Annotated in this window: 17 protein-coding genes and 2 pseudogenes; 8 read left to right on the forward strand and 11 right to left on the reverse strand. The window is 69.2% G+C overall.

Features of this window, described 5'->3' with window-relative positions:
* Nucleotides 1-61: 61 nt before the first annotated feature.
* Complete coding sequence (locus tag ACFWZ3_RS11440; protein ID WP_439707859.1) at nucleotides 62-1,657, forward strand: S10 family peptidase; 1,596 nt, start codon at nucleotides 62-64, stop codon at nucleotides 1,655-1,657.
* A 167-nt stretch (nucleotides 1,658-1,824) separates the two neighbouring features.
* Entirely contained in the window at nucleotides 1,825-2,196 is a 372-nt protein-coding gene (locus ACFWZ3_RS11445; protein WP_439707860.1) for a nuclear transport factor 2 family protein, read from the forward strand.
* A gap of 80 nt (nucleotides 2,197-2,276) precedes the next feature.
* Here ACFWZ3_RS11445 and ACFWZ3_RS11450 read toward each other — a convergent pair.
* Both ACFWZ3_RS11450 and ACFWZ3_RS11455 read right to left on the reverse strand, forming a co-directional pair.
* Nucleotides 2,277-6,269: pseudogene (locus tag ACFWZ3_RS11450) on the reverse strand (DEAD/DEAH box helicase); the annotation flags it as partial.
* Nucleotides 6,270-6,413: 144 nt separating this feature from the next.
* A pseudogene (locus tag ACFWZ3_RS11455) lies at nucleotides 6,414-7,094 on the reverse strand (DEAD/DEAH box helicase); the annotation flags it as partial.
* Nucleotides 7,095-7,252: 158 nt separating this feature from the next.
* On the opposite strand from ACFWZ3_RS11455, the gene ACFWZ3_RS11460 reads away from it, so the two are divergent.
* Complete coding sequence (locus ACFWZ3_RS11460) at nucleotides 7,253-8,062, forward strand: alpha/beta hydrolase (protein ID WP_439707861.1); 810 nt, start codon at nucleotides 7,253-7,255, stop codon at nucleotides 8,060-8,062.
* A gap of 45 nt (nucleotides 8,063-8,107) precedes the next feature.
* Here the strand turns inward: ACFWZ3_RS11460 and ACFWZ3_RS11465 are convergent, their stop codons facing one another.
* The 9 genes from ACFWZ3_RS11465 to ACFWZ3_RS11505 all read right to left on the reverse strand — a co-directional run bounded on the left by ACFWZ3_RS11465 (nucleotide 8,108) and on the right by ACFWZ3_RS11505 (nucleotide 16,120).
* On the reverse strand, nucleotides 8,108-8,293 hold the full coding sequence (locus tag ACFWZ3_RS11465) for a hypothetical protein (RefSeq protein WP_439707862.1): 186 nt from the start codon (nucleotides 8,291-8,293) through the stop codon (nucleotides 8,108-8,110).
* Nucleotides 8,294-8,297: 4 nt separating this feature from the next.
* Entirely contained in the window at nucleotides 8,298-8,948 is a 651-nt protein-coding gene (locus tag ACFWZ3_RS11470; RefSeq protein ID WP_439707863.1) for a DUF4142 domain-containing protein, read from the reverse strand.
* Between the two features lie 51 nt (nucleotides 8,949-8,999).
* Complete coding sequence (locus ACFWZ3_RS11475; protein ID WP_439707864.1) at nucleotides 9,000-9,293, reverse strand: KGG domain-containing protein; 294 nt, start codon at nucleotides 9,291-9,293, stop codon at nucleotides 9,000-9,002.
* A gap of 373 nt (nucleotides 9,294-9,666) precedes the next feature.
* Nucleotides 9,667-10,383, reverse strand: coding sequence for a hypothetical protein (locus ACFWZ3_RS11480; protein ID WP_439707865.1), 717 nt, complete (start codon nucleotides 10,381-10,383; stop codon nucleotides 9,667-9,669).
* Nucleotide 10,384: 1 nt separating this feature from the next.
* The gene (locus ACFWZ3_RS11485) at nucleotides 10,385-11,725 is read right to left on the reverse strand and encodes a sigma-54-dependent transcriptional regulator (RefSeq protein WP_439707866.1); all 1,341 of its coding nucleotides are present in this window, start codon (nucleotides 11,723-11,725) and stop codon (nucleotides 10,385-10,387) included.
* Nucleotides 11,726-12,003: 278 nt separating this feature from the next.
* Entirely contained in the window at nucleotides 12,004-13,056 is a 1,053-nt protein-coding gene (locus ACFWZ3_RS11490; protein WP_439707867.1) for a BON domain-containing protein, read from the reverse strand.
* A gap of 62 nt (nucleotides 13,057-13,118) precedes the next feature.
* Nucleotides 13,119-13,391 carry a hypothetical protein gene (locus ACFWZ3_RS11495; protein ID WP_439707868.1) on the reverse strand — a complete coding sequence of 91 codons (273 nt, stop codon included), beginning with the start codon at nucleotides 13,389-13,391 and terminating at the stop codon, nucleotides 13,119-13,121.
* A gap of 215 nt (nucleotides 13,392-13,606) precedes the next feature.
* Nucleotides 13,607-15,553 carry a PAS domain S-box protein gene (locus tag ACFWZ3_RS11500; RefSeq protein WP_439707869.1) on the reverse strand — a complete coding sequence of 649 codons (1,947 nt, stop codon included), beginning with the start codon at nucleotides 15,551-15,553 and terminating at the stop codon, nucleotides 13,607-13,609.
* A 141-nt stretch (nucleotides 15,554-15,694) separates the two neighbouring features.
* Nucleotides 15,695-16,120, reverse strand: a complete 426-nt coding sequence (locus ACFWZ3_RS11505; RefSeq protein WP_439707870.1) for a response regulator — start codon at nucleotides 16,118-16,120, stop codon at nucleotides 15,695-15,697.
* Nucleotides 16,121-16,478: 358 nt separating this feature from the next.
* Here ACFWZ3_RS11505 and ACFWZ3_RS11510 point away from each other — a divergent pair, with 358 nt between their 5' ends.
* The 5 genes from ACFWZ3_RS11510 (at nucleotide 16,479) to ACFWZ3_RS11530 (ending at nucleotide 24,349) form a co-directional block, all read left to right on the forward strand.
* Nucleotides 16,479-17,195, forward strand: a complete 717-nt coding sequence (locus ACFWZ3_RS11510; RefSeq protein ID WP_439707871.1) for a gluconate 2-dehydrogenase subunit 3 family protein — start codon at nucleotides 16,479-16,481, stop codon at nucleotides 17,193-17,195.
* Complete coding sequence (locus ACFWZ3_RS11515) at nucleotides 17,195-18,955, forward strand: GMC family oxidoreductase (protein ID WP_439707872.1); 1,761 nt, start codon at nucleotides 17,195-17,197, stop codon at nucleotides 18,953-18,955. Before ACFWZ3_RS11510 ends, ACFWZ3_RS11515 begins: the two co-directional genes overlap by 1 nt.
* 149 nt (nucleotides 18,956-19,104) lie before the next feature.
* Nucleotides 19,105-20,376: a c-type cytochrome gene (locus tag ACFWZ3_RS11520; RefSeq protein WP_439707873.1), complete on the forward strand. Its 1,272-nt coding sequence runs from the start codon at nucleotides 19,105-19,107 to the stop codon at nucleotides 20,374-20,376.
* Between the two features lie 288 nt (nucleotides 20,377-20,664).
* Complete coding sequence (locus ACFWZ3_RS11525) at nucleotides 20,665-21,312, forward strand: cytochrome c3 family protein (protein WP_439707874.1); 648 nt, start codon at nucleotides 20,665-20,667, stop codon at nucleotides 21,310-21,312.
* Nucleotides 21,313-21,421: 109 nt separating this feature from the next.
* On the forward strand, nucleotides 21,422-24,349 hold the full coding sequence (locus tag ACFWZ3_RS11530; RefSeq protein WP_439707875.1) for a TAT-variant-translocated molybdopterin oxidoreductase: 2,928 nt from the start codon (nucleotides 21,422-21,424) through the stop codon (nucleotides 24,347-24,349).
* Nucleotides 24,350-24,526: the final 177 nt, after the last annotated feature.

Here is a 24,526-nt window from a genome sequence, read left to right on the forward strand (position 1 = left end):
GTGAAGGGGCTGCCGGGCGCGCCTATGCTGGCCGCTTCCGTGTGCCTCGTGAGATCGTCCCATGCGCAAGCTTCCCCTCGTTGCGGCGCTCAGTGTGCTGCTGATCGCTCCCGGTGCCTTCGCCGCGGACAAGGACAAGGCCGCAGACGACACCAGGCCCGATGCGGCGCTGGCCAAGCCGCACCGGGCCGAGACCACCGGTTCGGTGACCGTCGAGGGCAAGCGGATCGACTACCAGGCGGTCGCCGGCACGCTGGTGCTGCACGAGCACGGCGACGCCAGCGACGACCCGACCGTCAGCATGTTCTACGCCGCCTACTTCAAGCAGGGTGTCGACCCGGCGCGGCGGCCGATCACCTTCATCTATAACGGCGGTCCCGGCTCGGCGACGGTATGGCTGCACATGGGCGCATTCGGCCCCAGGCGCGTGGTCACCAGCGACGACAGCCACACGCCGGCGGCGCCGTACGGCCTGGTCAACAACGACTACAGCCTGCTCGATGCGTCCGACCTGGTATTCATCGACGCGCCCGGCGCCGGCTTCTCGCGCCTGGTCGCCGACGAGAAGGACAAATCCAAGCGCGACGAGCAGATGGACAAGCGCAAGAAGGCCGTCTACGGCGTCGATGGTGACGGCCATGCCTTCGCGCAGTTCATCAGCCAGTTCCTCTCGAAGTACGGCCGCTGGAACTCGCCCAAGTACCTGTTCGGCGAGAGCTACGGCACCACCCGCTCGGCGGTGCTGGCGAACATCCTGCAGAACGACGCCAGCGTCGATCTGAACGGCGTGATCCTGCTTTCGCAGATCCTTTCGTTCGATACCAGCATCGATGGCCCCGAGTTCAACCCGGGCGTCGACCTGCCCTACGCGCTGGCGCTGCCGACCTTCGCCGCCACCGCGTACTACCACCACAAGCTCCCGCAGCCGCCGGCACAACTGGAGCCGTTCCTGCGCGAGGTCGAGCAGTACGCGCTGGGCGATTACGCCAGCGCGCTGATGCAAGGCGCGAACCTGGACCCGGCGCGCAAGCGTGCCGTGGCCGAGAAGCTGCACCAGTACAGCGGGCTGCCGGTCGATTACCTGGTCAAGGCGGACCTGCGCGTCACCGGCGGCATGTTCGAGCACGAGCTGCAGTTCGACGGCGGGCTCACCACCGGCCGCCTGGACAGCCGCTTCGCCGGCCCGGCGCTCGATCCGCTGGCGAAGGATTCCGAATACGACCCCCAATCCTCGGCGATCAGCTCGGCCTACGTGTCCGCCTTCAACGACTATGTGCGCCGGCAGCTCAAGTTCGGCGACGGCCTGCAATACCGGCTGTTCGCCGACATCGACCACTGGGACTTCGCACACAAGGCGCCGGGCGTGCACGGCGAGGCGCTGCAGCAGTCGACCAACGTGATGCCGGACCTGGCGGTCGCGATGAAGACCAATCCCGATCTGAAGGTGTTCCTCAACGGGGGCTACTACGACCTGGCCACACCTTATTTCGCGGCCGAGTACGAGATGAGCCACCTGCCGATCCCGGACTCGCTGCGCAAGAACATCTCCTACGCTTGGTACCCGTCCGGACACATGGTCTATGCGCACGAGGACTCGTTGAAGCAACTGCATGACAACGTGGCGCGCTTCATCGAGCAGACCGACAACGTGAAGTGAGGCTGTTCCCTCTCCCTCCGGGAGAGGGTGCCCGTGGAGCGGGGGAGGGGACGGGCGAGCGGACCGTTCCGCACGGCCCGGCTCCCCACTCAGCCCTCTCCCGGAGGGAGGGGGCGTTGCATCGCGTGCTTGCTATGCTCGCGGCGTCCCCAACGCCGGTGAGCCCCATGCGCGCCCTGATCGACCGCTACATCGACGCCTACAGCCGCCTGGACGTGGACGGCATGCTGGCCACGCTGCATCCGCAGGTGACCTTCGAGAACGTCACCGCGGGCGTCACCACGGTGAACACGCAAGGCATCGAGGAGTTCCGCCGGCTGGCGCAGAGCACGCTGCCGTTGTTCGCGCGTCGCCGGCAGACGGTGACGAGCTACGCCGAGAGCAAGGGCGTGGCGCAGGTCGGCATCGCGTTCGAAGGCGTGTTTGCACTGGACCTGCCCAATGGCGCGCAGGCTGGACAGACGATCGCGTTGAACGGGCGCAGCGAGTTCCGCATGCACGACGGATTGTTGATCCATATCGCCGATATCAGCGACTGAGGCGGGCCGCGGTTGGTGGGCTGAAGCCCACCCTACGCACCGCCGAGAACTCGTAGGGTGGGCTTCAGCCCACCACGACCTCACACCGCCAGGCCGATCCCGTGCGCCTCGCTGCCCGGACGGCGCAGCAACGCGTTGCGCCAGCGCTGCTGGGTGGCGCCGTCGGCTTCCAGCAGGAACTGCGGTTTGTTGGCCACCAGCGCGGCCACCGGCACGCCGTCCTCGTACAGCACGCGGGTGCCGGCGAGCGCAGGCAGCTTGTCGCCAGCGAGCACGGTGCCAACCAGGTTGAGCGGGTCGCTGCCGCTGACACACACCAGCTGCTGCATGGCCTCGCGCTGGCGCACGCCGCGCAAGGCGCCGATCGCCTCGGGCAGGGCGAACTGCTCGCCCACCAGGCCCTCGACAAAGCGCCCGCCACGGATCTCGCCGCGCGCTTCCAGCCGGTGGTAGACGCGCAGCAGTTCGCGCCAGGAAGGCAGCCATGGGGCTTCGCGTTCGAGCAGTTTCCAGAACACGACGCCGTAGCGGCGAAGCAAGACCCGCGCGACGTGCTCTGCTTCATCTGAATCGAAGCGGCGCGAAGCGGCACGTTCGCCTCCTCTCCCCTCCGGGGAGGTGAGGGGGCGATCCTGCGAGTGGTTCTCGACCGAGCTCCCTGCGAGCCCCGCCCCTTCATCCGACCCCTTCGGGGCCACCTTCTCCCCGGTTGGCAGAAGGACAGTGCGTGCCAGCGACCAGCGGCCCGCGTCCTCGATCTCACTCAGCGCATGCCGCCGGGCACGCCGGTGCGGGCGTGAATCGCGCTTGGCGGCGGGCAGCAGGAGCGCACGCAAACCGGCGAAGCTGTCGGCAGTGACACGGCCGGCGGCGACCAGTTCGCCCAGCGCGTTCTCCAGCTCGGTACGCAGCAGGTGCGTGGCATCGAGCAGTTCGTCGAAGAACAGCGCGCCGTGGCTGGCCAAGGCATCGGCTACCGCCTGGGCGCGCGAGGAAAGCAAGGGTTCCTGCGGCTGCTCCCCCGCCGCCATGGCCGTCCAGATGGCCATTTGCCGGCGCGGCAGCAACACGATCGGCGTGGCCCGCACGGGGCCGGCGCTGCCGCCGCCGGCGCGCAGGCGGTTCCAGCCGAAGCGGCCCGCGCGGCACAGCTCGTCCAGCCAGCGGCTGGTGTAGTCGCCCACGCGCGATGGCAGCAACTCGGTTTCCCAGGCACCGGCGGCCGCCTCGAAGCCCTCCAGCTGGTGCAGCGTGGCGATCAGGCCGTCGGGGCCTTCCAGTCGGATGTCCGGCGTCAGGTGCTGCCAGTCGGCCAGGAAGCGGATCAGGTCGCGGCGGCTGACCGGTTCGATCTCACGGCGCAGGCGGCCGATGGTGTATCGATGGATGCGCGCGAGCAGGTGGCGTTCGCACCATTCGATGACCGGCGCGTCCGGGGTGAAGCGGCCCTGCATGACGTAGCCTTCGGACTGCAGGCGCAGCAGGGCGGGTTCGACGTCGGCCGGATCGACGGCGAGCGAGGCGGCCAGTGCGGCGGGCGTGGTCGGGCCCAGGCCGCCGAGACGGCGCCGGATCAGTTCGAGCAGGGCATCGTCGCGGGTCCACGCTTGGGCGGCGTAGTCGGGTGGGGCGCTGATGGGCGGGTGGAGCGTGGCGTCCGCGTGGATGACCTGCCACAGCGGCAACACCTCCGCCGCGACCCACACGCTTCCGTTGCTTCTCCCCCGTGTTGGATGAGAGCTGGGGGAGAAGGTGGCCCCGAAGGGGTTGGATGAGGGGCCGGGGCTCGCGGGAGGGCCTGGAGTGAGTTCAACGCAAGATTGGCCCCTCACCTCAATCCTCTCCCCAGAGGGGAGAGGAAGCGAACGTGGCGCTTCGCGCCGCTGAAATCCGATTGAAGCGCCCTCACCCCAACCCTCTCCCCGGAGGGGAGAGGGAGCCTTGTTCGAGGCAAGCGTGAGGTGCGTCGCGCGCTGGTGCCTGGCGAGCGCCTCCAGGCGTTCCTGCCAACCGATGTTGGCCGCCACCTCGCCCTCGGTGATGAATCCGAGCAACGTCAGCGCCTCGTGCATCTCGTCGCCGCTGCGCACCTGCGGCCAGGCCTCCTCACGCACCGCGGCGATCGCTTCCGGATCGAGCCGGCCCAGGTCGTCCGCGTCCTCGGCGTTCCAGCGCCGGTTCTGCACCGCCTGCGTACGGCGCTCTTCCAGAGGCGCGTCGTCGAGGTAGGCGTAGGGCGCGGCGGAGAGCACCTCGGAGGCGAGCGGGCTGGGGCCGGTGAGGTCGCGCGCGACGACCGTGATCGCACCGGTCTCGAAGCCGCGCAGGATGCGCAGCAGGCCGTCGACATCCATCGCCTCGCGCAGGCAGTCGTGCAGGGTCTGGTTGACCAGCGGGTGGTCGGGGATCTGCCGCTCGCCGACGATGTTCTCCAGGCAGGCGACCTGGTCGGGGAAGACGGTGGCGAGCAGGTCCTCGCTCTTCATGCGCTGGATCTGCGGCGGGGTCTTCTTGCCGCCGGTATAGCGCGGCAGCGCCAGCGCGGTGACCGCGTTCCAGCGCCAGCGCGCGGGGAACAGCGGTGCGTCCAGCAGCGCCTGCACCAGCACATGCTCGGCGGAGTTCGAATGCAGGTAGCGGGCGACTTCCTCCAGCGGAAAGCTGTGGCTGGTCGAGAGCGACAGCACGATCGCGTCCTCGGTCGCCGCCGCCTGCAGCTCGAAGTTGAACTGGCGACAGAAGCGCTTGCGCAGGGCCAGGCCCCAGGCGCGGTTGATGCGGCTGCCGAAGGGCGTGTGGATAACCAGCTGGGTGCCGCCCGATTCGTCGAAGAAGCGCTCGAACACGATCGTGTGCTGGGTCGGCAGCACGCCGAGCGCGATCTTGGCGCGGTGCAGGTAATCGGCCAGTTGCTGGGCGGCGGCTTCGCTCATGCCTAGCATCGAGCGCAGCCACGCAAGCGCCGCGGCGACACCGCCGGCGTCGAGCAGCGCGCCGACTTCCTCGCGCAGCCGCGCCACGCCGATCGACAACTCGTCGCTGCGCCCCGGCGCCTCGCCCAGCCAGAACGGAATGCTTGGCGGTGCGCCGTGCGCGTCTTCCACGCGCAGGCGATCGCGTTCGACGCGCAGGATGCGGTAGCTGGTATTGCCGAGCTGGAATACGTCGCCGGCCAGGCTCTCGACCGCGAAGTCCTCGTTGACCGAGCCGATGATGGTGTTCTGCGGCTCCATCACCACCAGATAGTCGGCGGTGTCGGGGATCGTGCCGCCGGAGGTCACCGCGGTCAGTCGCGCATTGCGCCGTGCACGCAGCTGCCGATGCACGGCGTCGCGATGGATGTAGGCCGCACGCGCGCCACGTCGGGTGCTGAAGCCTTCGGCGAGCATGCGCACGATGGCGTCGAACTGCTCGCGCGGCAGCTCGCGGTAGGGATGCGCGCCGCGCACCAGCGCGTAGAGCGCGTCCTCGTCCCACTCCTGGCTGGCGACCTCGGCAACGATCTGCTGCGCGAGCACGTCCAGCGGCTGCACCGGCTGGACCAGTGCGTCGAGTTCGCCGCGTCGCACGCAATCGAGCAGCGCGGCACATTCGAGCAGGTCGTCGCGGCTGGTCGGGAACAGCCGCGCCTTGGGCGTGCCGTTGACCGCGTGGCCGGAGCGGCCGGCGCGCTGCAGGAACGCGGCGATCGAACGCGGCGAGGCGAGCTGGCAGACCAGGTCGACGTCGCCGATGTCGATGCCAAGTTCCAGCGAGGCGGTCGCAACCAGCAGTTTCAGTTCGCCGCGCTTGAGGCGCTGTTCGGCGTCGAGCCGCAGCTCCTTGGCCAGGCTGCCGTGGTGCGCGGCGACCGCCTGCTTGCCGAGCCGCTCGGCCAGGTGGCGCGCGGCGCGTTCGGCCATGCGGCGGGTATTGACGAAGACCAGCGTGGTGCGGTGTTCGCGGGCGAGCTGGGCGAGGCGGTCGTAGACCGTTTCCCAGGTGTCGTTGGACATCACCGCTTCGAGTGGCACGGGCGGGACTTCGATGGCGAGGTCGCGCGGGCGGGTGTGGCCCACGTCGACAATCGCGCAGCGCGATGAATCCTTCTCTCCTGCGGGGAGAAGGTGGCCCGAAGGGTCGGATGAGGGGCCGGAACTCGCGGGGAAGTTGCCTTCGGTTCGCCCTCGGGAAGTGTCGGGCAAGCCCCGCCCCTCACCCCAGCCCTCTCCCCGGAGGGGAGAAGGAGCCTGGTCTCTCGCTCCAACGAGAAACCGCGCCACCTCCTCGATCGGCTTCTGCGTGGCCGACAAACCGATCCGCTGCAACGGCCGCTGGCACAGCGATTCCAGCCGCTCCAGCGACAGCGCCAGATGCGTGCCGCGCTTGGAATTGGCCAGCGCGTGGATCTCGTCCACGATCACCGCGCGCGTGCTTTTCAGCATCTCGCGCCCCGACGCCGAGCCCAGCAGCACGTACAGCGATTCGGGCGTGGTCACCAGGATGTGCGGGCTGACCTTGCGCATCAGCGCGCGTTCGGCCTGCGGCGTGTCGCCGGTGCGCACGGCGGTGCGGATTGCCACGTCCGGCAGGCCCTCGGCCTCGAGTTCGGCGCGGATCCCTTCCAGCGGGGCCTCGAGGTTGATGTGGATGTCGTTGGACAGCGCCTTCAGCGGCGAGACGTAGACCACCCGCGTCTCGTCCGGCAACGCGCCGCCGTTGGCCAGGCCCTCGCGCACCAGCGCGTCGATGGCGGCGAGGAAGGCGGTCAGCGTCTTGCCCGAGCCGGTTGGCGCGGCGACCAGGGTGTGGCGGCCGGCGTGGATGTTCGGCCACGCGCCCGCCTGCGCCGCGGTGGGCGCCGGGAAGCTGCGCTGGAACCAGCGCGCGACGGCGGGGTGGAAATGTTCGAGCGGCATGGCGGCCAGGACGGCGGGGCGTGTCCCGATGATATGGGGCGCCTGTCTCACACTTCGAGCCTGTTCAGGATGGCGCCGTCGGGCTAGCTTAAGGAACCGGTGGAGAGCGAGGCAGGCGCGTGGATGCACGGCAGGCAGACAGGGAGGCGCTCGGTCGGATGACGCTGGCCGACGGCCGGCAGCTGTGCGTGCATGACTGGCCGCGGGAGGATGCCCGTGCCGGGGTGCTGATCGTGCACGGGCTGGGCGAACACGCCGGCCGCTACGGCCCGCTGGCCGCCTGGTTCAACGCGCGCGGCTACGCGGTGCGCAGCTACGACCAGCGCGGGCACGGGCGCACGCCGGGCCCGCGCGGCGCACTGTCCAGGCCGCTGGAGTTGATCGACGATCTCGCCGAGGTCTACGACGGCTTCGCCGCCGACCTGCCTGCACCGCCGGTGCTGCTGGGCCACAGCATGGGCGGCCTGGTCGCCTTGCGCGCGGTACTCGACAGGCGGGTGGTGCCGCCCGCGCTGGTGCTTTCCTCGCCGGCGCTGCGGGCCTGGACGCCGGCCTGGGAGCAGGCGCTGGCCACGCGGCTCGCACGCGTGCTGCCGAACCTGCCCCTGCGCAGTGGCTTGCCGTTCGAGGCGTTGTCGCACGAGGCGGCCGTGGTCGATGCCTACCGGCACGACCCGCTGCGATCGGGCTGGATCACGCCGCGGCTGGCGCGCTTCATCTTCGAGAGCGGCCGGCACTGCATCGCGCTGGCCGCCACGCTGCCGGTGCCGACGCTGCTGCTGGTGGCCGGCGCCGACCGCCTGGTCGATGCGCGGGGGAGCCATGCGTTCGCCGCGGCGGCCCGGGCCAGCGGCCACCTCACGACGCACGTGTACGAGGATCTCTTTCACGAGCTCTTCAACGAGGCCGAGCCCGGCCGCAGCCGGGTGCTGGCCCGGCTGGAGTCGTGGCTGGCGCAAACCCCGTAGCGTGGGCTTCAGCCCGCCGACGCGCATGGTGGGTTGAAGTCCACCCTACGGCTTCGCCGGCGGTTGCCCGGGCGCGTTGCCCGGCTCGCACGGCGCATGTCCGCACCCGCACGGGCCCTCGGCCGGCTCGTCGACTGTCTGGCGGCAGTGTTCGGAGCAGTAGGTGTCGCCCACAGGCACGCTGCAGCGACAGGCCGGGTGGGCGCAGCGCTGGTGGGCGGTGGCGTTCATGGTGTCAATGCGTGCTGCTGCCCGAGGCGGGCATGCCCATCGACCCGCTGTCGTCCATCGGCGTGGCGCTGTGGTGGTCCATCGCATCGTGGTGCATGCCGCTTCCGCCCGGGAGCTGCTCGGCCATCTGCAGGTGCATCTTCAGCGCCGGCAGCGTGGTGCTGGCGAACTGCTTGAGGTCGGGATCGCTGCCGCTGGCGCTTTCCATGCCGAACAGCTTGATCGCCTTGCGGTGGTCCTTGACCATCGCCTGCGCATAGGCCTGGTCGAATGCCGAGCCGCTGAGCGACTTCAGGTGGTCGGCCTCCTGCTTCTGCATCGGCATCGGCTCGGTGGGCAGGGACACCTGCTTGCGCTGGGCGATGCTCATCAGCTGGTCGCCGGCCTTGGTGTGGTCATCGATGATGCGCTGGGCCAACTGCTTGACCTGCGCGTTGCTGGACTTGTCCAGCGCGATGCGACCGGCCTGGATCTCGGCCATGTTGGCCGCGGCCGCCTTGCGCATGAACATCGCGTCGTGGCTGCCGTCGCTCTGCATGCTGTGGGTCATGCGGTCGCTGCTGTCCTGGCCCGTGCTGCTCTGCGCGAACGCGCTGCAGGACAGGCCGGCCAGCAGCACGGTGCCGAGCACCAGGCTGATGGGTCGTACGGTCATGTGCTTTTCCTCGTGGATGGTTTGCGGCCCCTGGTTTTGCGTGGCGCGCGATCAGTCCCCTTCCTCGTCCTTCTGGCCCGAGCGGGCGGACTTGGTGTCGCCGCGGCGGCCATGGCTCGCCTCGCCGCCCTTGCGACCGATCGCCGCCATGTGTTCGCGGTTGGCGCTCACCGCCTCGCCGCCCTTCTGGCCGGCCCGGCGCGCTTCCTCGGACGTGAACTGGTGGGCATGGCCGCTGGCGTGCGCCGCGCGGCCGCCTTCGCTGGCGATCTCGCGCTGGCGCTCCTCGTCCATGCTGGCGAAGCCGCGCTTGCTGGTGCTGCTGCCTGGATTCTTGCTGGACATGTGGGTGCTCTCTCATGCGTTCGGGGGACGTCGAGCAGTGGGGGGCCCGACGGCGCGCCGCGTTGCGCGACGGCTGCCGTGTGGTGGCAACATCCATGCCAGTCTGGAAATGCGCCGAACGCCGCCGTTTCGCGGCCAACGTCGTCGACAGGCCGGGTGCTGTCGCGCCTGCTCGCAAGCGGTCGCGGCAAAACTACAAAGCCGCTTGGAAAACTTGCCGATGCGGGCAGCTACGGGCGGTGACGGCGGTGTGGAGCGCGGCTCGACGTTTGCCGCGCGATGTTGGTAGGAGCCCGCTTGCGGGCGATGCTTTTTGCCCGGATGCACCTGCGCAACAGCATCGCCCGCACGCGGGCTCCTACATGGGGGCGGGTCAGTTCAGCTCGGACCGGCGCAGCGGCCGCGGCTCGGTGAGCAGGCCGCGGGCCAGTTCGGCACAGCGCAGACAGCCGCTGCCGATCTGGTTGAGCACGTTGAGCACGTTGGCGTGCTCCTTGCGCTCGAGCATCAACGCGGCCAGGTCGGTGCGCATCAGAATCACGTTGAGTGCGTTGTTGATCGCGTCGACGACCAGCACCGGATCGGTGCTTTGCTCCTGCTCGGTCGACTCGCGCCGCTCGCGCTGCAACAGCACCGCCAGCCAGGCGCCGACGTGGGCCAGCGCGGCCCGTTCCTCTGCGTCGAGCATGCGCGGGCGATACAGGGCCAGGCCCAGGGCGGCGGCCGGACGGCGCGCACGCCGGCACGGCAGGGCGATCGCTCGCAGGCGGGCGTTGCCGCCGCGCTCGCGCGCGTCGCTGCGTTCGACCGTCAGCGCCGAGCGCAGCGACTGCGTCGCCACCTGGCCGGCCAGCGCGCGTGCGTCACGGCGCGAGGTTGGTGGCGGCGGCAGCTGCCAGCAGTAGCGGCCCTGCCCGCTCTGGCGGTGCGGAGCCACCAGTAGGCAGACCTCGGCGTGCCATTGCAGGCTGACGTGCTGCAGCAGGCGCGTGATGGCCTCCTCCGCGGAGGAGGCATCGAGCGCTTGCAACGTGGTCGGCAGCGGCAGGGGGATGGGGGTGATGGCTGAGCTGGCCGGTCGTGCGTTCATTTCATTCGCGGTCTTCGTGCTGGTAACGCGACAGCTTGTTGTAGATCGTCTTGAGGCTGACCCCCAGCGCCTCGGCCGTCCGCGTCTTGTCGTTGTCGAAATGCGCAAGCGTGCGCAGGAGCATCTGCTTTTCCATTTCCTCGATGGTCATGCCGATGCGGAAGGGCATGCTGCCGTGGTCGTGCGCCTGGTGCAGGGGGTGTTGTGGCTGTTGGGCGATGCGCATGTCCAGCTCTTCGCCGGACATCACCCATGCGCGCTGCACGGCGTGCTTGAGCTCGCGTGCGTTGCCCGGCCAGTCGTGGGTGAGCAGCCGGCGCATCGCGTCGGGAGCGAAGCGACGCGAAGTGCCGTAGCGCTCGTTGAGACGGTCGAGAAAACGCTGGGCGAGCAGCGGGATGTCGCTGGGATGCTCCCGCAGCGGCGGCATCGCCAGCGGGAAATCCATCAGGCGGTAGTAGAGGTCCGCGCGCAGCACGCCATCGCGCACCGCCTGCAGCGGATCACGGTTGGTCGCGGCGATCACGCGCACGTCCACCGGTTTGCTGGCGCTGGCGCCGACGCGGGTGACGTCGCGCTCCTCCAGCACGCGCAGCAGGTGCGTCTGCAGCTGCAGCGGCATCTCGGTGCATTCGTCCAGGAACAGCGTGCCGCCCTGCGCTTGCTCGAAGAAGCCGGCATGGTCCTTGACCGCGCCGGTGAAGCTGCCGCGCTCGTGGCCGAACAGCTGGCTGGTGAGCAGGTCCGGCGCAATCGCGCCGCAGTTGACCGCGACGAAGCGGCCGCTGCGTTCGCTGTACTGGTGCAGCGCGCGCGCGGCCAGCTCCTTGCCGGTTCCGCTTTCACCGTGGACCAGCACCGTCACGTCCAGCGGCGCGACGCGGCGGATTTTGTCGAACAGCCGCTGCATTACTGCGCTGGCGCCGATCAGGTCACCGCAGCGCTCGCTGTCTTCGCGCGAGGCGGTGCGCAGCTTGGCCGCCGCGATCGCCTGGTCGAGCAGGCAGTTCAGCTGCGCACCTTCGATCGGCTTGATCAGGTAATCCAGCACGGGCAGTTGCAGCGCACGCACGGCGGTCTCCACCGAAGGATGTCCAGTGACCACGACTACCTGCCCGGTCTGTTGCGGGTCCAGGCGGCCGATCAGTTCCAGCCCGTTGCCATCGGGCAACGACAGGTCGAGCAACAAAAGATCGAATCGTTGTTCGGCGGTGAGCTTGAGCGCATGCGCCAGGCTTCCGGCACCGGTGACGGTGCAGTCTTTCGGTTCGGCAAAGGCGGTTACCACGTCTAGGAATTGAAGGTCGTCGTCAACGAGCAGGATGGAAGCAGTCGTCGGCACAATTTCACCGGGGAGGGGTCCGTGACCCCAGGCTGTCTCGTGGAGGAAATCGGGACGTCCGTGCGCCCGTGTATCCACGGCGGCAGCTGAAACCGTGCAGCGCTTGGCAGGTCGGCGTGGACGAAACCGACGATGCCGCATGCGAAGTGCAAGTAGCGTCGAAGAGATGTTCCTAGTTGTAAGGATTGCCCGACACGCGTGTGGCGCATGCCGTACACGTGAGACCAGCGGTCGGTCGGCGCCTGCCTGTGTGCCATGCAGGCAGGCGCCATGCATCGTCAATGCCGGCTGCGTCCGCCGATGTCACCGCCGCCCTGGCCGGCGAGGCCGCCCGAGGAACCGGTGCCGGCGGGCGTAGCAGTCGACGCGGCGGTACCCGCCGTGTTGCCGCCCGTCGACGCGGCTTGTGCCCCGGTGTCGGTATCGCCGCGACGCACGCGCAGCTGGTTCTGGATGTCCTTCACGCCGCCCAGGTCGTCCACGATGTCCTCCGCGGCATGCTTCATCCAGCGTGCGCTCACGCTGCCCTCGAGCGTGACCGTGCCCTGGTTGACCTTGACCTCGATGTCGCTGGCGTCCACGTCCGCGTCGGTCAGGTGTTCGCAGACCAGTTCGCGCAGGCGCTCGTCGCTGCGTTCGTAGCCGCGCGGCTGGGTGCCGCGAAACTGGCCGCGCTGGTCGCCCTCGTCGAACCAGTAGCGCTTGCCCTGCTGGCGGAAACCGGCACCGCCGTAGGTGTCGGTATGGGCGTACTGGCTGCCGATGCCACGCCGGCCGGGTGAGGGACGCGGCTCGCCGGCGCCGTAGCGCGGGCCTTCGTAGTCGTGTTCCTGGGTCCAACTGGCGTGCATGCGGTCGCTGCGTGCGTCGTCCTGCCGGCTGCCCTGACCGTAGGCGCGCGCGGTGTCGTAGCCGCTGTTGCTCTGGCCATGGCGCGGTTCACCGCGCCAGGTGTCGTAGGAGCGACCGTAGCCATGCGCGCGGTGGCGGTTGTCCGGGTTCTGGTAGCCCTCGACGAAGTGCCGTTCGGCGTCGGTGTCCAGGCCGTAGCGCGCATCGCCGCGTGCGCCACGCGGGCGCGACCACAGCTCATCGTCGTCGTTGTAGCCGCCGCCATAGCGGGCGGGCTGCTCGTTCCAGTCGGGCCGCTGGCTGCGCTCGACGTCGCGGTGCGGGTGCGCGGCCTGCCAGGGGCGATCCTGCTCGGGCCCGTAGGTGCGGACCTGCCGGCCGGCCTCGTACGGATCGCGCAGGTTGCGTTCCCGGATGCGGTCCCCGCGGGTGCGGTAGCGTGACTTTTCGTCGTCGTAGCGATCGTCGTCTTGGCTCATGGGGCCTCCTGTGGAAAGGGGTCGGACGCGAAAAAATTGCAGACTTCGTGTCAACTTTTTCGTCAGTTCAGCCAGCGGCACAGCGGCGTGCCGGGCTCGCCGATGCGCGGTACGGGAATGCCGGGCTCGTGCGGATCGATCGCTGGCATGTCCGGTTCGCGCGGACGCGGCGCGCGAACCGGATCGCCCGGGTCGTAGGGCTGCGGCGGCGTGGGATCGGGCGGCAGCGATTCGGGATCGCCGACCGGCTTGGACGGCACCATGCTGCCGGGCGGCGGCATGCGCGGCACGCGGATCGGATTGACCAGCGGCGGGCAGGGCAGGAACACGTGCATGGGGATGCCTCGTGAAGGAGGGACATCTGACGCCATTCAAGCCATGTGCCAATCCCACGCGCGGGCGACGGCGAGCCCGGCCGTGCACCGGGCGCTGGCAGGTTTTACCGGTCGCGGCAGTTTTTACAGGCGGGCGCCTGCCTGTCTGGAGGCCGTAGGGTGGGCTTCAGCCCGCCGCCTCCGTTGCGGATGCTCCCGGTGGGCTCAAGCCCGCCCTACGGCGAGCTTGCCTGCTTCAGCGGACCGGGCAGCAGTGCGCGCATGCGCGCAACCAGGGCGTCGAACTCGAACGGCTTGGTCAGCAGGTCGGTGTTGGCGTCCAGCGTCCAGTCTTCCGGCATCGTCTCGGCGTAGCCGGTCACGAACAGCACCTTCATGTCGGGTCGGCGGCGCCGGCCGATCTCGACCATGTGCATGCCGGTCAGGCCGGGCAAGCCGATGTCGGAGACGACCAGGTCGATGCGCTCGGTCGACTCGATGATGGCCAGGCCGGCATGGCCGTCGCGCGCTTCGAGCACACGGTAGCGCAGCTCGCGCAGCTTGCCGGCGATGAGGTCACGCACCACGTCCTCGTCCTCCACCAGCAGGATGGTCTCGCCGGCGGCAGGCTCCCAGCGCGTGCCGGCGCCGCCGCGGTCGTCCAGCGCGCGCACGCTGCGGCGCTCGCCGCTGGGCAGGTAGATCGACACGGTGGTGCCGTGGCCGGGCTCGCTTTCCAGCTCGATGGCGCCGCGCGACTGGCTGACGAAGCCGTGGATCATCGACAGACCCAGCCCGGTGCCGCGGCCCTTGGGCTTGGTGGTGAAGAACGGATCGAAGGCGCGCGCACGCACCTCGGGTGTCATGCCCACGCCGGTGTCGCTTACCTGCAGCAGCAGCGTGGGCGCATCGCGCAGGCTGTGCGGACGGCGCAGCGGCCCTTCGCCGGGTGGCACCGAGCCGGTGCGAATGGTCAGCTGGCCGCCCTCGGGCATAGCGTCACGCGCGTTGATGGCCAGGTTGAGGATCGCGCTTTCCAGCAGGTTCGGATCGCACAGCACCGGCACCAGCGCGGGCGCCAGGTCGAGCTCCAGCCGGATCCGCTCGCCCAGCGTGGCCGGCAGCAGCTCGGCGATCTGCGCGACCAGGTCGTTGAGGTTCACGCTCTTGGGCGCCAGTGGCTGGCGCCGCGCGAAGGCGAGCAGGCGATGGGTCAGCGTGGCGGCGCGCTTGGCCGAATCCAGCGCGTTGCCGAGAAAGCGCTCGACATCCTGGCGACCGGCGGCCAGGCGCATCTCGACCACTTCCAGCGAGCCGATGATGCCCTGCAGGAGATTGTTGAAATCATGCGCCATGCCGCCGGTGAGCTGGCCGAGCGCTTCGATCTTCTGCGACTGGAACAACTGCGCGCGGGTGTCCTCCAGATGACGCTCCGCCTCCACCCGCGCGGTGATGTCGCGGGTGATCTTGGCGAAGCCCAGCAACTGGCCATCGTTGTCGCGGATCGCATCGATCGCGATCTCGGCCATGAAGCGCGAGCCATCCTTGCGCACCTGCCAGTCGACCACGTCGTAGCGGCCGTTCTCGCTGGCCACGGTCATGGCCGTCTGTGCGACCAGTGGATTGACGAAGAACCGCGTCAGCGAATGGCCGACGATCTCCGCGGCGGTGTAGCCCTTGATGCGTTCCGCACCGGCGTTCCAGTCGGTGACGATGCCGCTGGGGTCGAGCATGCAGATGGCGCAGTCGGTCACGCCGTCGACGAACAGGCGGAAGCGCCGCTCCACCTCGCGCAGCCGTTGCTCGGTCATGCGCCGCTCGGTGATGTCGCGGGTGACCATGGCGAACCCGAGCAAATGGCCGTGCTCGTCACGCACCGCGTCGCACACCACGTGCGCCCAGAAGCGGCTGCCATCGCGGCGCAGTCGTTCGGCCTCTTCCTGGAAGCGGCCGTGCGCCGCGGCCATGTGCAGGATCAGCTCCGGTCTACCGCCGGCGCGTTCCTCCTCGGTATGCAACAGGGCGAAGGCGCGGCCGACGATGTCGGCGGCGCGGTGGCCGTGGATCTGCTCGGCACCGGCATTCCAGCTGCGGATGCGGCCCTGCGGATCGACCATGAAGATGGCGTAGTCCAGGATGGACTGAACCAGCAACTGGTAAGAATTGGGACCGCTCGTCTCCACGCCACCGTCCTTGCACAGCAAGCACCGCGTCACGGCCGTCCATGACGGTGTCATCGGCATTCGTTCCCCGGACAAAAGGGTTGCAGTCGCAGCACGACCGCGTTCCGGTTGGCCGGCCTCAACCGAACCTACCTCAAGTGGTCAATGAGATAAACCGGGATACGGCGGCCGACCCTCGTCGGCGACGGCGCAGGCGCGGGCGTTCTTGGCGCGCGCATCGGCGATGGCCGCCAGCAGCGCCTTGCGGTCGTACGGTTTGGGAAGGAAGGTGGCGGTCGGGCCCAACCGTTCGCTGGAGGCCTCCGGATCGCCGGAAATCACCACGACGGCCGCGTTCGATCCGCGCCGGCGCAGCTCCTCGGTCATGCTGATGCCATCCTGGCCGCCGCCGATGTTGACGTCGGTGACGATCACGTCGATCCCGGGCTGTTCGTCCATCAGGCGGATGCCGGTGCTGGCGTCGCGCGCGGAGAGCACCTGGTAGCCGGCCGCGTCGAGCAGCAGCGCCATGACCTCGCGCGTGTCCGAGTCGTCTTCCACCAGCAACACAAGGTTGTCCTTCGCCATGACACCTCCCACACCCGCACGCGCGGCCCGAACCGTGAATCCTGACCATACAGAAGTGAGGGAAGCGTGCAGGCCAAAGCATTGCTGCGTCAAGCATTAAGCATGCGAACTTCGGTATCGGGTTCAGAAATGTTCACCACCCGTGCAACCGCTTCCGCCGCCGAGGCTGCTTGCCGGCCATTAAGCGGCCGTCAGTCGCCGATCAACGGGCTCTTCGATACCGCGCGGCCTCGCAAGTCATTGAAGAAACGTAAGTTATTGCGACCGAATTACGACCCGGCCTTCACCCCGATGACGCCGGCTCTTCACCGCCGCCTGCCTAGGCTCTCTTTTTCCAGTGAAGGAGAGGAGCGGCAACGTGAACCACGATCCGGCACGCCGGGACTTCCTCAGGCTGATCGGCGTGACGGTGCCGGCCGGCATGGTGTTGTGCGCCTGCGGGGGTAGCGGTACCGATGCGCACGGCGGCACCGCCAACGCCTTCTTCGCACCCGGGGAGATGGATTTCATCCAGGCCGCCACCGCGCGACTGATCCCCACCGATGCGCTGGGCCCGGGAGGCGACAAGGCCGGCATCCCCACCTTCCTCGACCTGCAACTGGCCGGCCCCTACGGTCGTGCCGAGCGCTGGTACATGCAGGGTCCGTGGCCCACTGGCATCAACGGCCAGGGCTACCAGTTGCGCTTCACCCCCGCCCAGCTCTATCGCCAGGCGATCGCTGGCATCGACAAACACTGCCGCGGGAAGTACCAGCAGCCATTTGCCAAACTCACCGGCGACCAGCAGGACGAAGTGCTGCACGCGCTCGAGGGCGGCAAGGTCGACCTGGGCGACGTGCCCTCCACGACCTTCTTTAACCTGCTCTGGCAGAACACCCAGGAAGGCTTCCTGGCCGACCCGGCCTACGGCGGCAACCGCGACTTCGCCGGCTGGAAACTGGTCGGCTTCCCGGGCCCCCGCTACAACTACGTGCGCGAGATCGGCGAATACGGCAAGCCCTACCAGCAGCCCTACGTCAGCCTGATCGGCCGCGTGCCCGGCGCGGCGCTCGCGCATGCCGGGGAGGCTTCCTGATGGCGCGGCAGATGCCGCCCGTGGACGTGGTGCTGGTTGGCTTCGGCTGGACCGCCTCGATCATCGCGCAGGAGCTGACCGACGCCGGCGTGCAGGTGCTAGCACTGGAGCGCGGCGCCTGGCGCGACACCGTCCCGGACTTCGCCACCGACCACATCCAGGACGAACTGCGCTACGCGGTGCGCAAGCAGATCTTCGAATCGCCCGAGCGCGAGTCGCTCACCTTCCGCAACAACGCCAGCCAGACCGCGCTGCCGATGCGCCATCTGGGTTCGTTCATGCCGGCGGCGGGCGTGGGCGGCGCCGGCGTGCACTGGAACGGCCAGTGCTGGCGCTTCCTGCCGCAGGATTTCGTGATCCGCTCGCATACCGAGCAGCGCTACGGCAAGGGTTTCATTCCCGCCGACATGAACCTGCAGGACTGGGGCGTCACCTACGAGGAGCTGGAGCCGCACTACGACCGCTTCGAATACCTCTGCGGCATCTCCGGCCAGGCCGGCAACGTCAACGGCCAGCTGGTCGTCGGCGGCAACCCGTTCGAAGGTGCGCGCAAGCGCGGCTATCCGCTGCCGCCGCTGGAACGCAGCGCTTCCACCGTGCTGTTCGACAAGGCTGCGCGCGAGGTGGGCTTCAAGCCGTTCCCGTGCCCGGCCGCCAACGCCTCGCGGCCGTACCGCAACCCGCTGGGCGTGCAGATGGGCCAGTGCACCTACTGCGGCTACTGCGAGTGGTTCGGCTGCGGCAACTATTCCAAGGCGAGCCCGCAAACGACCATCCTTCCGGTGCTGCTGAAGAAGGACAACTTCCACTTCCGCACGCACTGCAACGTCACCCGCGTCAACACCGATTCGACCGGCAAGCGCGCCACCGGCGTCACTTACGTCGACGTCGAGGGCAACGAGTTCGAGCAGCCGGCGCAGATGGTGGTGCTGTGCGCGTTCGCCCAGCACAACGTGCACCTGCTGCTGCTTTCGAAGATCGGCCAGCCGTATGACCCGATGTCGAACACCGGCGTGGTCGGGCGCAACTATGCCTACCAGATCACTTCCTCCGTCGACGTCTTCCAGAAGGAGCGGCTGAACCCGTTCATGGGCGCCGGCGCGCTCGGGCAGGCGATCGACGAGTTCAACGGCGACAACTTCGACCACGGCCCGCACGGTTTCGTCGGCGGCGGCTACATCGCGCTGTGGAACACGGGCGGGCGGCCGATCCTGCAGCACTACCTGCCGGAAAACGCGCCCAAGTGGGGCGCCGGCTGGAAGAAGGCGATGCACGAGAACTACCTCACCGCCTGCTCGATCGCCACCCACGGCAGCGTGATGAGCTATCGCAACAGCTACCTGGACCTGGACCCGACCTGGCGCGACGTCTACGGCAATCCGCTGCTGCGGCTGACCTTCGACTTCCAGCCGAACGAGCTGAAGATGTCCGGCTTCCTCACCGACAAGGCCGCGCAGATCGGCCGCGCGATACCCGGCGCCGGCATCCACGAGAAGAAGCGCCAGGGTCCGTACTCGATCGTGCCTTACCAGACCACGCACAACACCGGCGGAGCCGTGATGGGCGACGATCCGAAGACCTCGGTGGTCAACCGCTACCTGCAGAGCTGGGACGTGCCCAACCTGTGGGTGATGGGCGCGAGCGTGTTCCCGCAGAACGCCGGCTACAACCCGACCGGCACGGTCGGCGCGCTGACCTACTGGTCGGCGGAGGCGATGAAGCGGTATCTGAAGAATCCCGGCCCGCTGGTGACGACATGAGCGCGCCGTTTGCCCGTTCCCCGCAAGGCTTCCCCCATCCGCCTGTCGGCACCTTCCCCCGTGGAACGGGGGAAGGCTCGGTGGGCGAGATCGCGAATCCTTCCCCCGTTCCACGGGGGAAGGTGCCCGGAGGGCGGATGGGGGCAAGCTTGCGCAAAGCCCTGGCCCTCGCGTCCCTGCTCCTGCTCGCCATGCTCTGCACCGCCTGCAGCCACGACCGCGACGCGGCCGCACCCTCGGCCATCAAGCTCGGCGAACGCATGAGCCCGGGACCCTGGGGCGAGATCTCCCGCGGCCGCTATCTGGTGCGCGCGGGCGACTGCGAGGCCTGCCACACCGCCCCCGGCGGCAAGCCGTTCGCCGGCGACCGCGCCATCCCGACGCCATTCGGCACGATCTACTCCACCAACATCACGCCGGATCCGGAAACCGGCATCGGACGCTGGACCAACGAAGACTTCTATCGCGCCATGCACGAGGGCATCGACCGCCAGGGCAACCACCTCTATCCAGCCTTCCCCTACCCCTGGTACACGAAGCTGAGCCGCGACGACGTGCTGTCGATCAAGGCCTACCTCGACACGCTCACGCCGGTGCGCCAGGTGGCCCGCCACAACGCGCTGCCCTGGCCGCTCGACCAGCGCGGGCTGATGGCGATGTGGAACGGCATGTACTTCGACGACGGTACCTACCAGAGCGACCCGAAGCGCTCGGCGCAGTGGAACCGCGGCGCCTACCTGGTCAATGGCCTGGGCCACTGCAGCGCCTGCCATGGCGACAAGAACTTCGCCGGCGCTACCGACATGGACGACCCGCCCACCGGCGGCCACGCCGAGAACGCCTACGCGCCGAGCCTGGCTGGCGGCGTCCGCGATGGATTGGGCAGCTGGACCGAGCAGGACCTCGTGCAATATCTGGGCACCGGCCGTAACAGCCGCACCGCCGCCGCCGGGCCGATGGCCGAGGTGGTCGAGCAGTCGACCCAGTACCTGAGCAAGCCCGACCTGGAAGCCATCGCCGTCTACCTCAAGAGCCTGCCGGCGCCGAAGGACGCGTCGGTGGCCACGGTCGACAAGGACACCCTCGATCGCGGCGCAGCGCTCTATGTGGACAACTGCGAAGGCTGCCACCTGAAGCAGGGCCAGGGCGAGATCGGCGCGTTCCCGCCGCTGCGGCAGAGTACCGCCGTGCAAGCCGCGAGCGCCGACACGCTGATCGGCGTGATCCTCGACGGCGCGCGCATTCCCAGGACCACGGCCGAGCCGACCGGCCTGGCGATGCAGGGCTTCGCCGATCACCTGAGCGATGCGCAGATCGCCGACCTGACCACCTATGTCCGCAACGCCTGGGGCAACCACGCGGAGGCGGTGGATGCCGATGACGTGGAAGACCTGCGCGAAACGCTGCGCAAGTCGCCCTGACGCTCTGCGCCCTCTCCCCTCCGGGGAGAGGGCTGGGGTGAGGGGCCGAGGCTCGCGGCAAGGTCGATCGCCCTGCCCCCCTCTGCCTCGGGGCGAGGGCCGGGCTCGCGGGAAGTTTCCCTGTGGAGTTCCCCGCAAGAGCGACCCCTCAGCTCAATCCTCTCCCCGGAGGGGAGAGGAGGCGAAGGTGGCGCTTCGCGCCGCACTACTAAATAAAACCGGGCTTCACGCCACCCCTGCGATGGTTGCTGTCGAACGCTCGCCTGAAAGGACCCACACGAGAGGGCGATGACCCAGATCTTCCATCCGCGCTTCGGCCTGTTCGTCAAGCTCGCCGTGCTGGCCGTGCTGGTGCTCGCGAGCGCCGCGGTGCTGGCCTGGCGCGGCCTGACCAACGAACCGCACCGCATCGGCGAGGCCGTGGAACAACCCGTCCCCTTCAGCCACAAGCATCACGTCGGTGACGACGGCATCGACTGCCGCTACTGCCACGACACGGTGGAAACCTCGGCCTTCGCCGGGATGCCGCCAATCTCCACCTGCATGACCTGCCACTCGCAGCTCTACACCGACCAGGCCGTGTTGAAGCCCGTGGTCGAAAGCTGGCAGCGCGGCGTGGCGCTGCACTGGCAGCGGGTTCACCAGTTGCCCGACTTCGTCTACTTCAACCATTCGATCCACGTCGCCAAGGGCGTCGGCTGCGAAAGCTGCCACGGCCGCGTCGACCGCATGCCACTGACCATGCGCACGAAGTCGCTGTCGATGGAATGGTGCCTTGACTGCCATCGCGCGCCACAGAAATACCTGCGCCCGCGCGAGCAGGAATTCGCCATGGGCTGGCAGGCCGACGACCAGGAAAAACTCGGCCTGGCGCTGATCAAGCGCTACCACATCGACACCCGCCGCCTGACGGACTGCTCGGTATGCCACCGATGAGCCGCCAGAAGCCCCGCGCCCCTGTAGGAGCCCGCTGGCGGGCGATGCCTTTGAGAGCATCGCCCGCCAGCGGGCTCCTACAGGGACATGGCGCGATGGGAGCGCAGGCGTGAACCATCCTGCAGCCTTCGATGCCCTGCGCACCCGCCTGGCCGACGCCCGCGGCCCGCACTACTGGCGCGCGCTGGAGGAGCTGGTCGAGCAACCGGCCTGGCGCGCCCGCCTGAGCGAAGCTTTCCCGCAGCTCTCCCAGCTCGAACCGCAACTGGGCCGCCGCGGCTTCCTCAAGCTGCTCGGCGCCTCGCTCGCGCTGGCCGGGCTGGGCGCCTGCAGCCGCCCGCCGCAGGAAGAGATCGTGCCGTGGGTGCGCCGCCCCGACCAGTTGCCGCCGGCGTTGCCGCGCTTCTATGCCAGCACGCTGGCCTGCGCGGGCGACGTGGCCGGCGTGCTGGTGGAAACCCACCAGGGCCGGCCGACCAAGATCGAAGGCAATCCCGCGCACCCGACGAGCCTGGGCGCCACCACCCCGGCGATGCAGGCCGCGGTGCTGGAGCTGTGGGATCCCGACCGCTCGCAGGCGCCGGTGCACGAGGGCGTAGCGTCGAGCTGGGACGCGTTCGGCGACGAGGTACGCACGCTCGCGGCGCGCTTCGCCCGTGACGGTCGCGGCCTGCACGTCCTCAGCGGCCGGCTCGACTCGCCCACGCTGGCGGCCCAGCGCGAGGCGTGGCTCAAGCGCTTTCCCGGGTCCCGCTGGCACGCCTACGAAGCGGTCGACGAGGACAACGCGCTGGCCGGCGCCCGGCTGGCGTTCGGCGAGCCGCTGCGCACGCGTTACCACTTCGACCGCGCGCAAACGATTCTCGCGCTCGAGGCCGACTTCCTCGGCGCCATGCCGGGCACGCTGCGTCACGGCCGCGACTTCATCGGCGGGCGCGACCCACAGGCCGAGGCATTCAGCCGTCTGTACGTGATCGAAGCCTCGCCCTCGCTTACCGGCGCCAAGGCCGACCACCGCTGGGCGCTGGGTTCGGCGCACATCGGCATGGCGGCGCTGGAGCTGGGCGAACTGCTCGGCGTCCCCGGCGTGCATGCGACCCAGTCCAGCGGCCTGTCGACCCGCCGCCTGCGTGCACTGGCGCAGGACCTGGACGCGCAGCACGGCAGCTCGCTGGTGCTCGCCGGACGCACGCAGCCGCCATGGGTGCATGCGCTCGCGCACCTGCTCAACGAGGCGCTGGGCAACGCCGGCCACACGGTCGAGTACTACGCGCCGCCCGAGCCGTGGGAGTCCTCGGCGCAGGGCCTGCACGAACTCACCGCGGCGATGGCCGGCGGCCAGGTCGACACGCTGCTGATCATCGACGGCAATCCCGTGTACGCCACGCCGGTCGACGCGCAGTTCGCCGCGCACCTGGCGAAAGTGCCCCACCGGATCCACCTCGGGCTTTACCGCGACGAGACCGCACGCGCATGCCAGTGGCACCTGCCACGCACGCACGCGCTGGAAGCCTGGTCGGACCTGCGCGCGGCCGACGGCACCGCCAGCGCGGTGCAGCCGGTGATCGCGCCGCTGTACGACAGCCGCAGCGCGCATGAACTGCTGGCGCTGTTCCTGGGTGACCTGCAAAGCCCGCGTGCGCGCGTGCAGGGCACCTGGCAGGCCGACGAGGCAGCCTGGCGCGCGATTCTGCAGAGCGGCGTGATCCCGCACAGCGCACCGCCGGCGCAACAACCGCGCGTGGACCGCGGTTTCCTCGCGCAGGCGACCGCGCCGGAAGACGCACCCGGCCTGGAACTGCTCATCGCCCCCGATCCGACCGTATGGGACGGCCGCTACGCCAACAACGGCTGGCTGCAGGAGTGCCCCAAGCCGCTGACCACGCTGACCTGGAGCAACGTGGCGCTGGTCAGCCCCGAGCTCGCGCTCGCCCACGACCTGAAGAACGGCGACGCACTGGAGCTGCGCATCGACGGCCGCCACACCCAGGCGCCGGTGTGGGTGATGCCGGGGCAGGCCGCGCGCAGCGTCACCGTCTGCCTCGGCTACGGTCGTCGCCATGCAGGGCGCGTGGGCGGACACCTGGGCTTCGACGCCTACGCGCTGCGCAGCATGGACGCGCCCTGGCGCAGCGACGGCCTGCGCGTCAACCGCACCGGCGCGCACCATGCGCTGGCCACTACCCAGCGCCACCACACCATGGAGGGCCGCGAGCCGGTGCGGGCCAGCACCCTCGAGGCCTTCCGCGCCGATCCCACCTTTGCGCAGGAGCACGCGCAGCCGCCGCCGAGCCTCTACCCCGACCGCCTGCACGGCGAATACGCCTGGGGCATGAGCGTGGATCTCAACGCCTGCATCGGCTGCGGCGCCTGCACCATCGCCTGTCAGGCGGAGAACAACATCCCCGTCGTTGGTGTCGAGGAAGTCGAGCGCGGCCGCGAGATGCACTGGATCCGCATCGACCGCTACTACGAGGGCGACGCACGCGCCCCGCGCATCCACCACCAGCCGGTGCCGTGCATGCACTGCGAGCACGCGCCCTGCGAGGTGGTCTGCCCAGTGGGCGCCACCGTGCACGATGCCGAGGGGCTCAACGTGCAGGTCTACAACCGCTGCGTGGGCACGCGCTTCTGCTCCAACAACTGCCCTTACAAGGTGCGCCGCTTCAACTTCCTGCAGTACAGCGACCTGCATACCGAAACGCTCAAGGCGCAGCGCAACCCGGACGTGTCCGTGCGCAACCGCGGCGTCATGGAGAAATGCACCTACTGCATCCAGCGCATCGAGACCGCGCACATCGCCGCCGACCGCGAAGGCCGGCGCATCGCCGACGGCGAGGTGCTGACCGCCTGCCAGGCGGTATGCCCGACCCAGGCGATCGTCTTCGGCGACCAGCAGGACCCGGCCAGCGCGGTCAGCCGCCAGAAGGCCTCGCCGCGCCACTACACCTTGCTGGAGGAACTCAACACCCGTCCGCGCACGACGTATCTCGCCGCCATCCGCAACCCGCACCCGGCGCTGGAGGATGACGCATGAGCGCGTGCCTTCATATTCGCCATGATCAGGCTCCCTCTCCCCTCCGGGGAGAGGGTTGGGGTGAGGGGCCGGGGCTCGCCCGGAACGCCCAGTTCCTGCGTGGCTTTTTGCCGGGCGCTTGGCTTCGGGCCGCCCTCCCCGCAAGCCTCGGGGGGGGGGGGCCGGCCCCCCCCCCCC

It is taken from the genome of Frateuria sp. GZRR35 (assembly GCF_051900415.1).
In the GTDB taxonomy this organism is placed as follows: domain Bacteria; phylum Pseudomonadota; class Gammaproteobacteria; order Xanthomonadales; family Rhodanobacteraceae; genus Frateuria_A.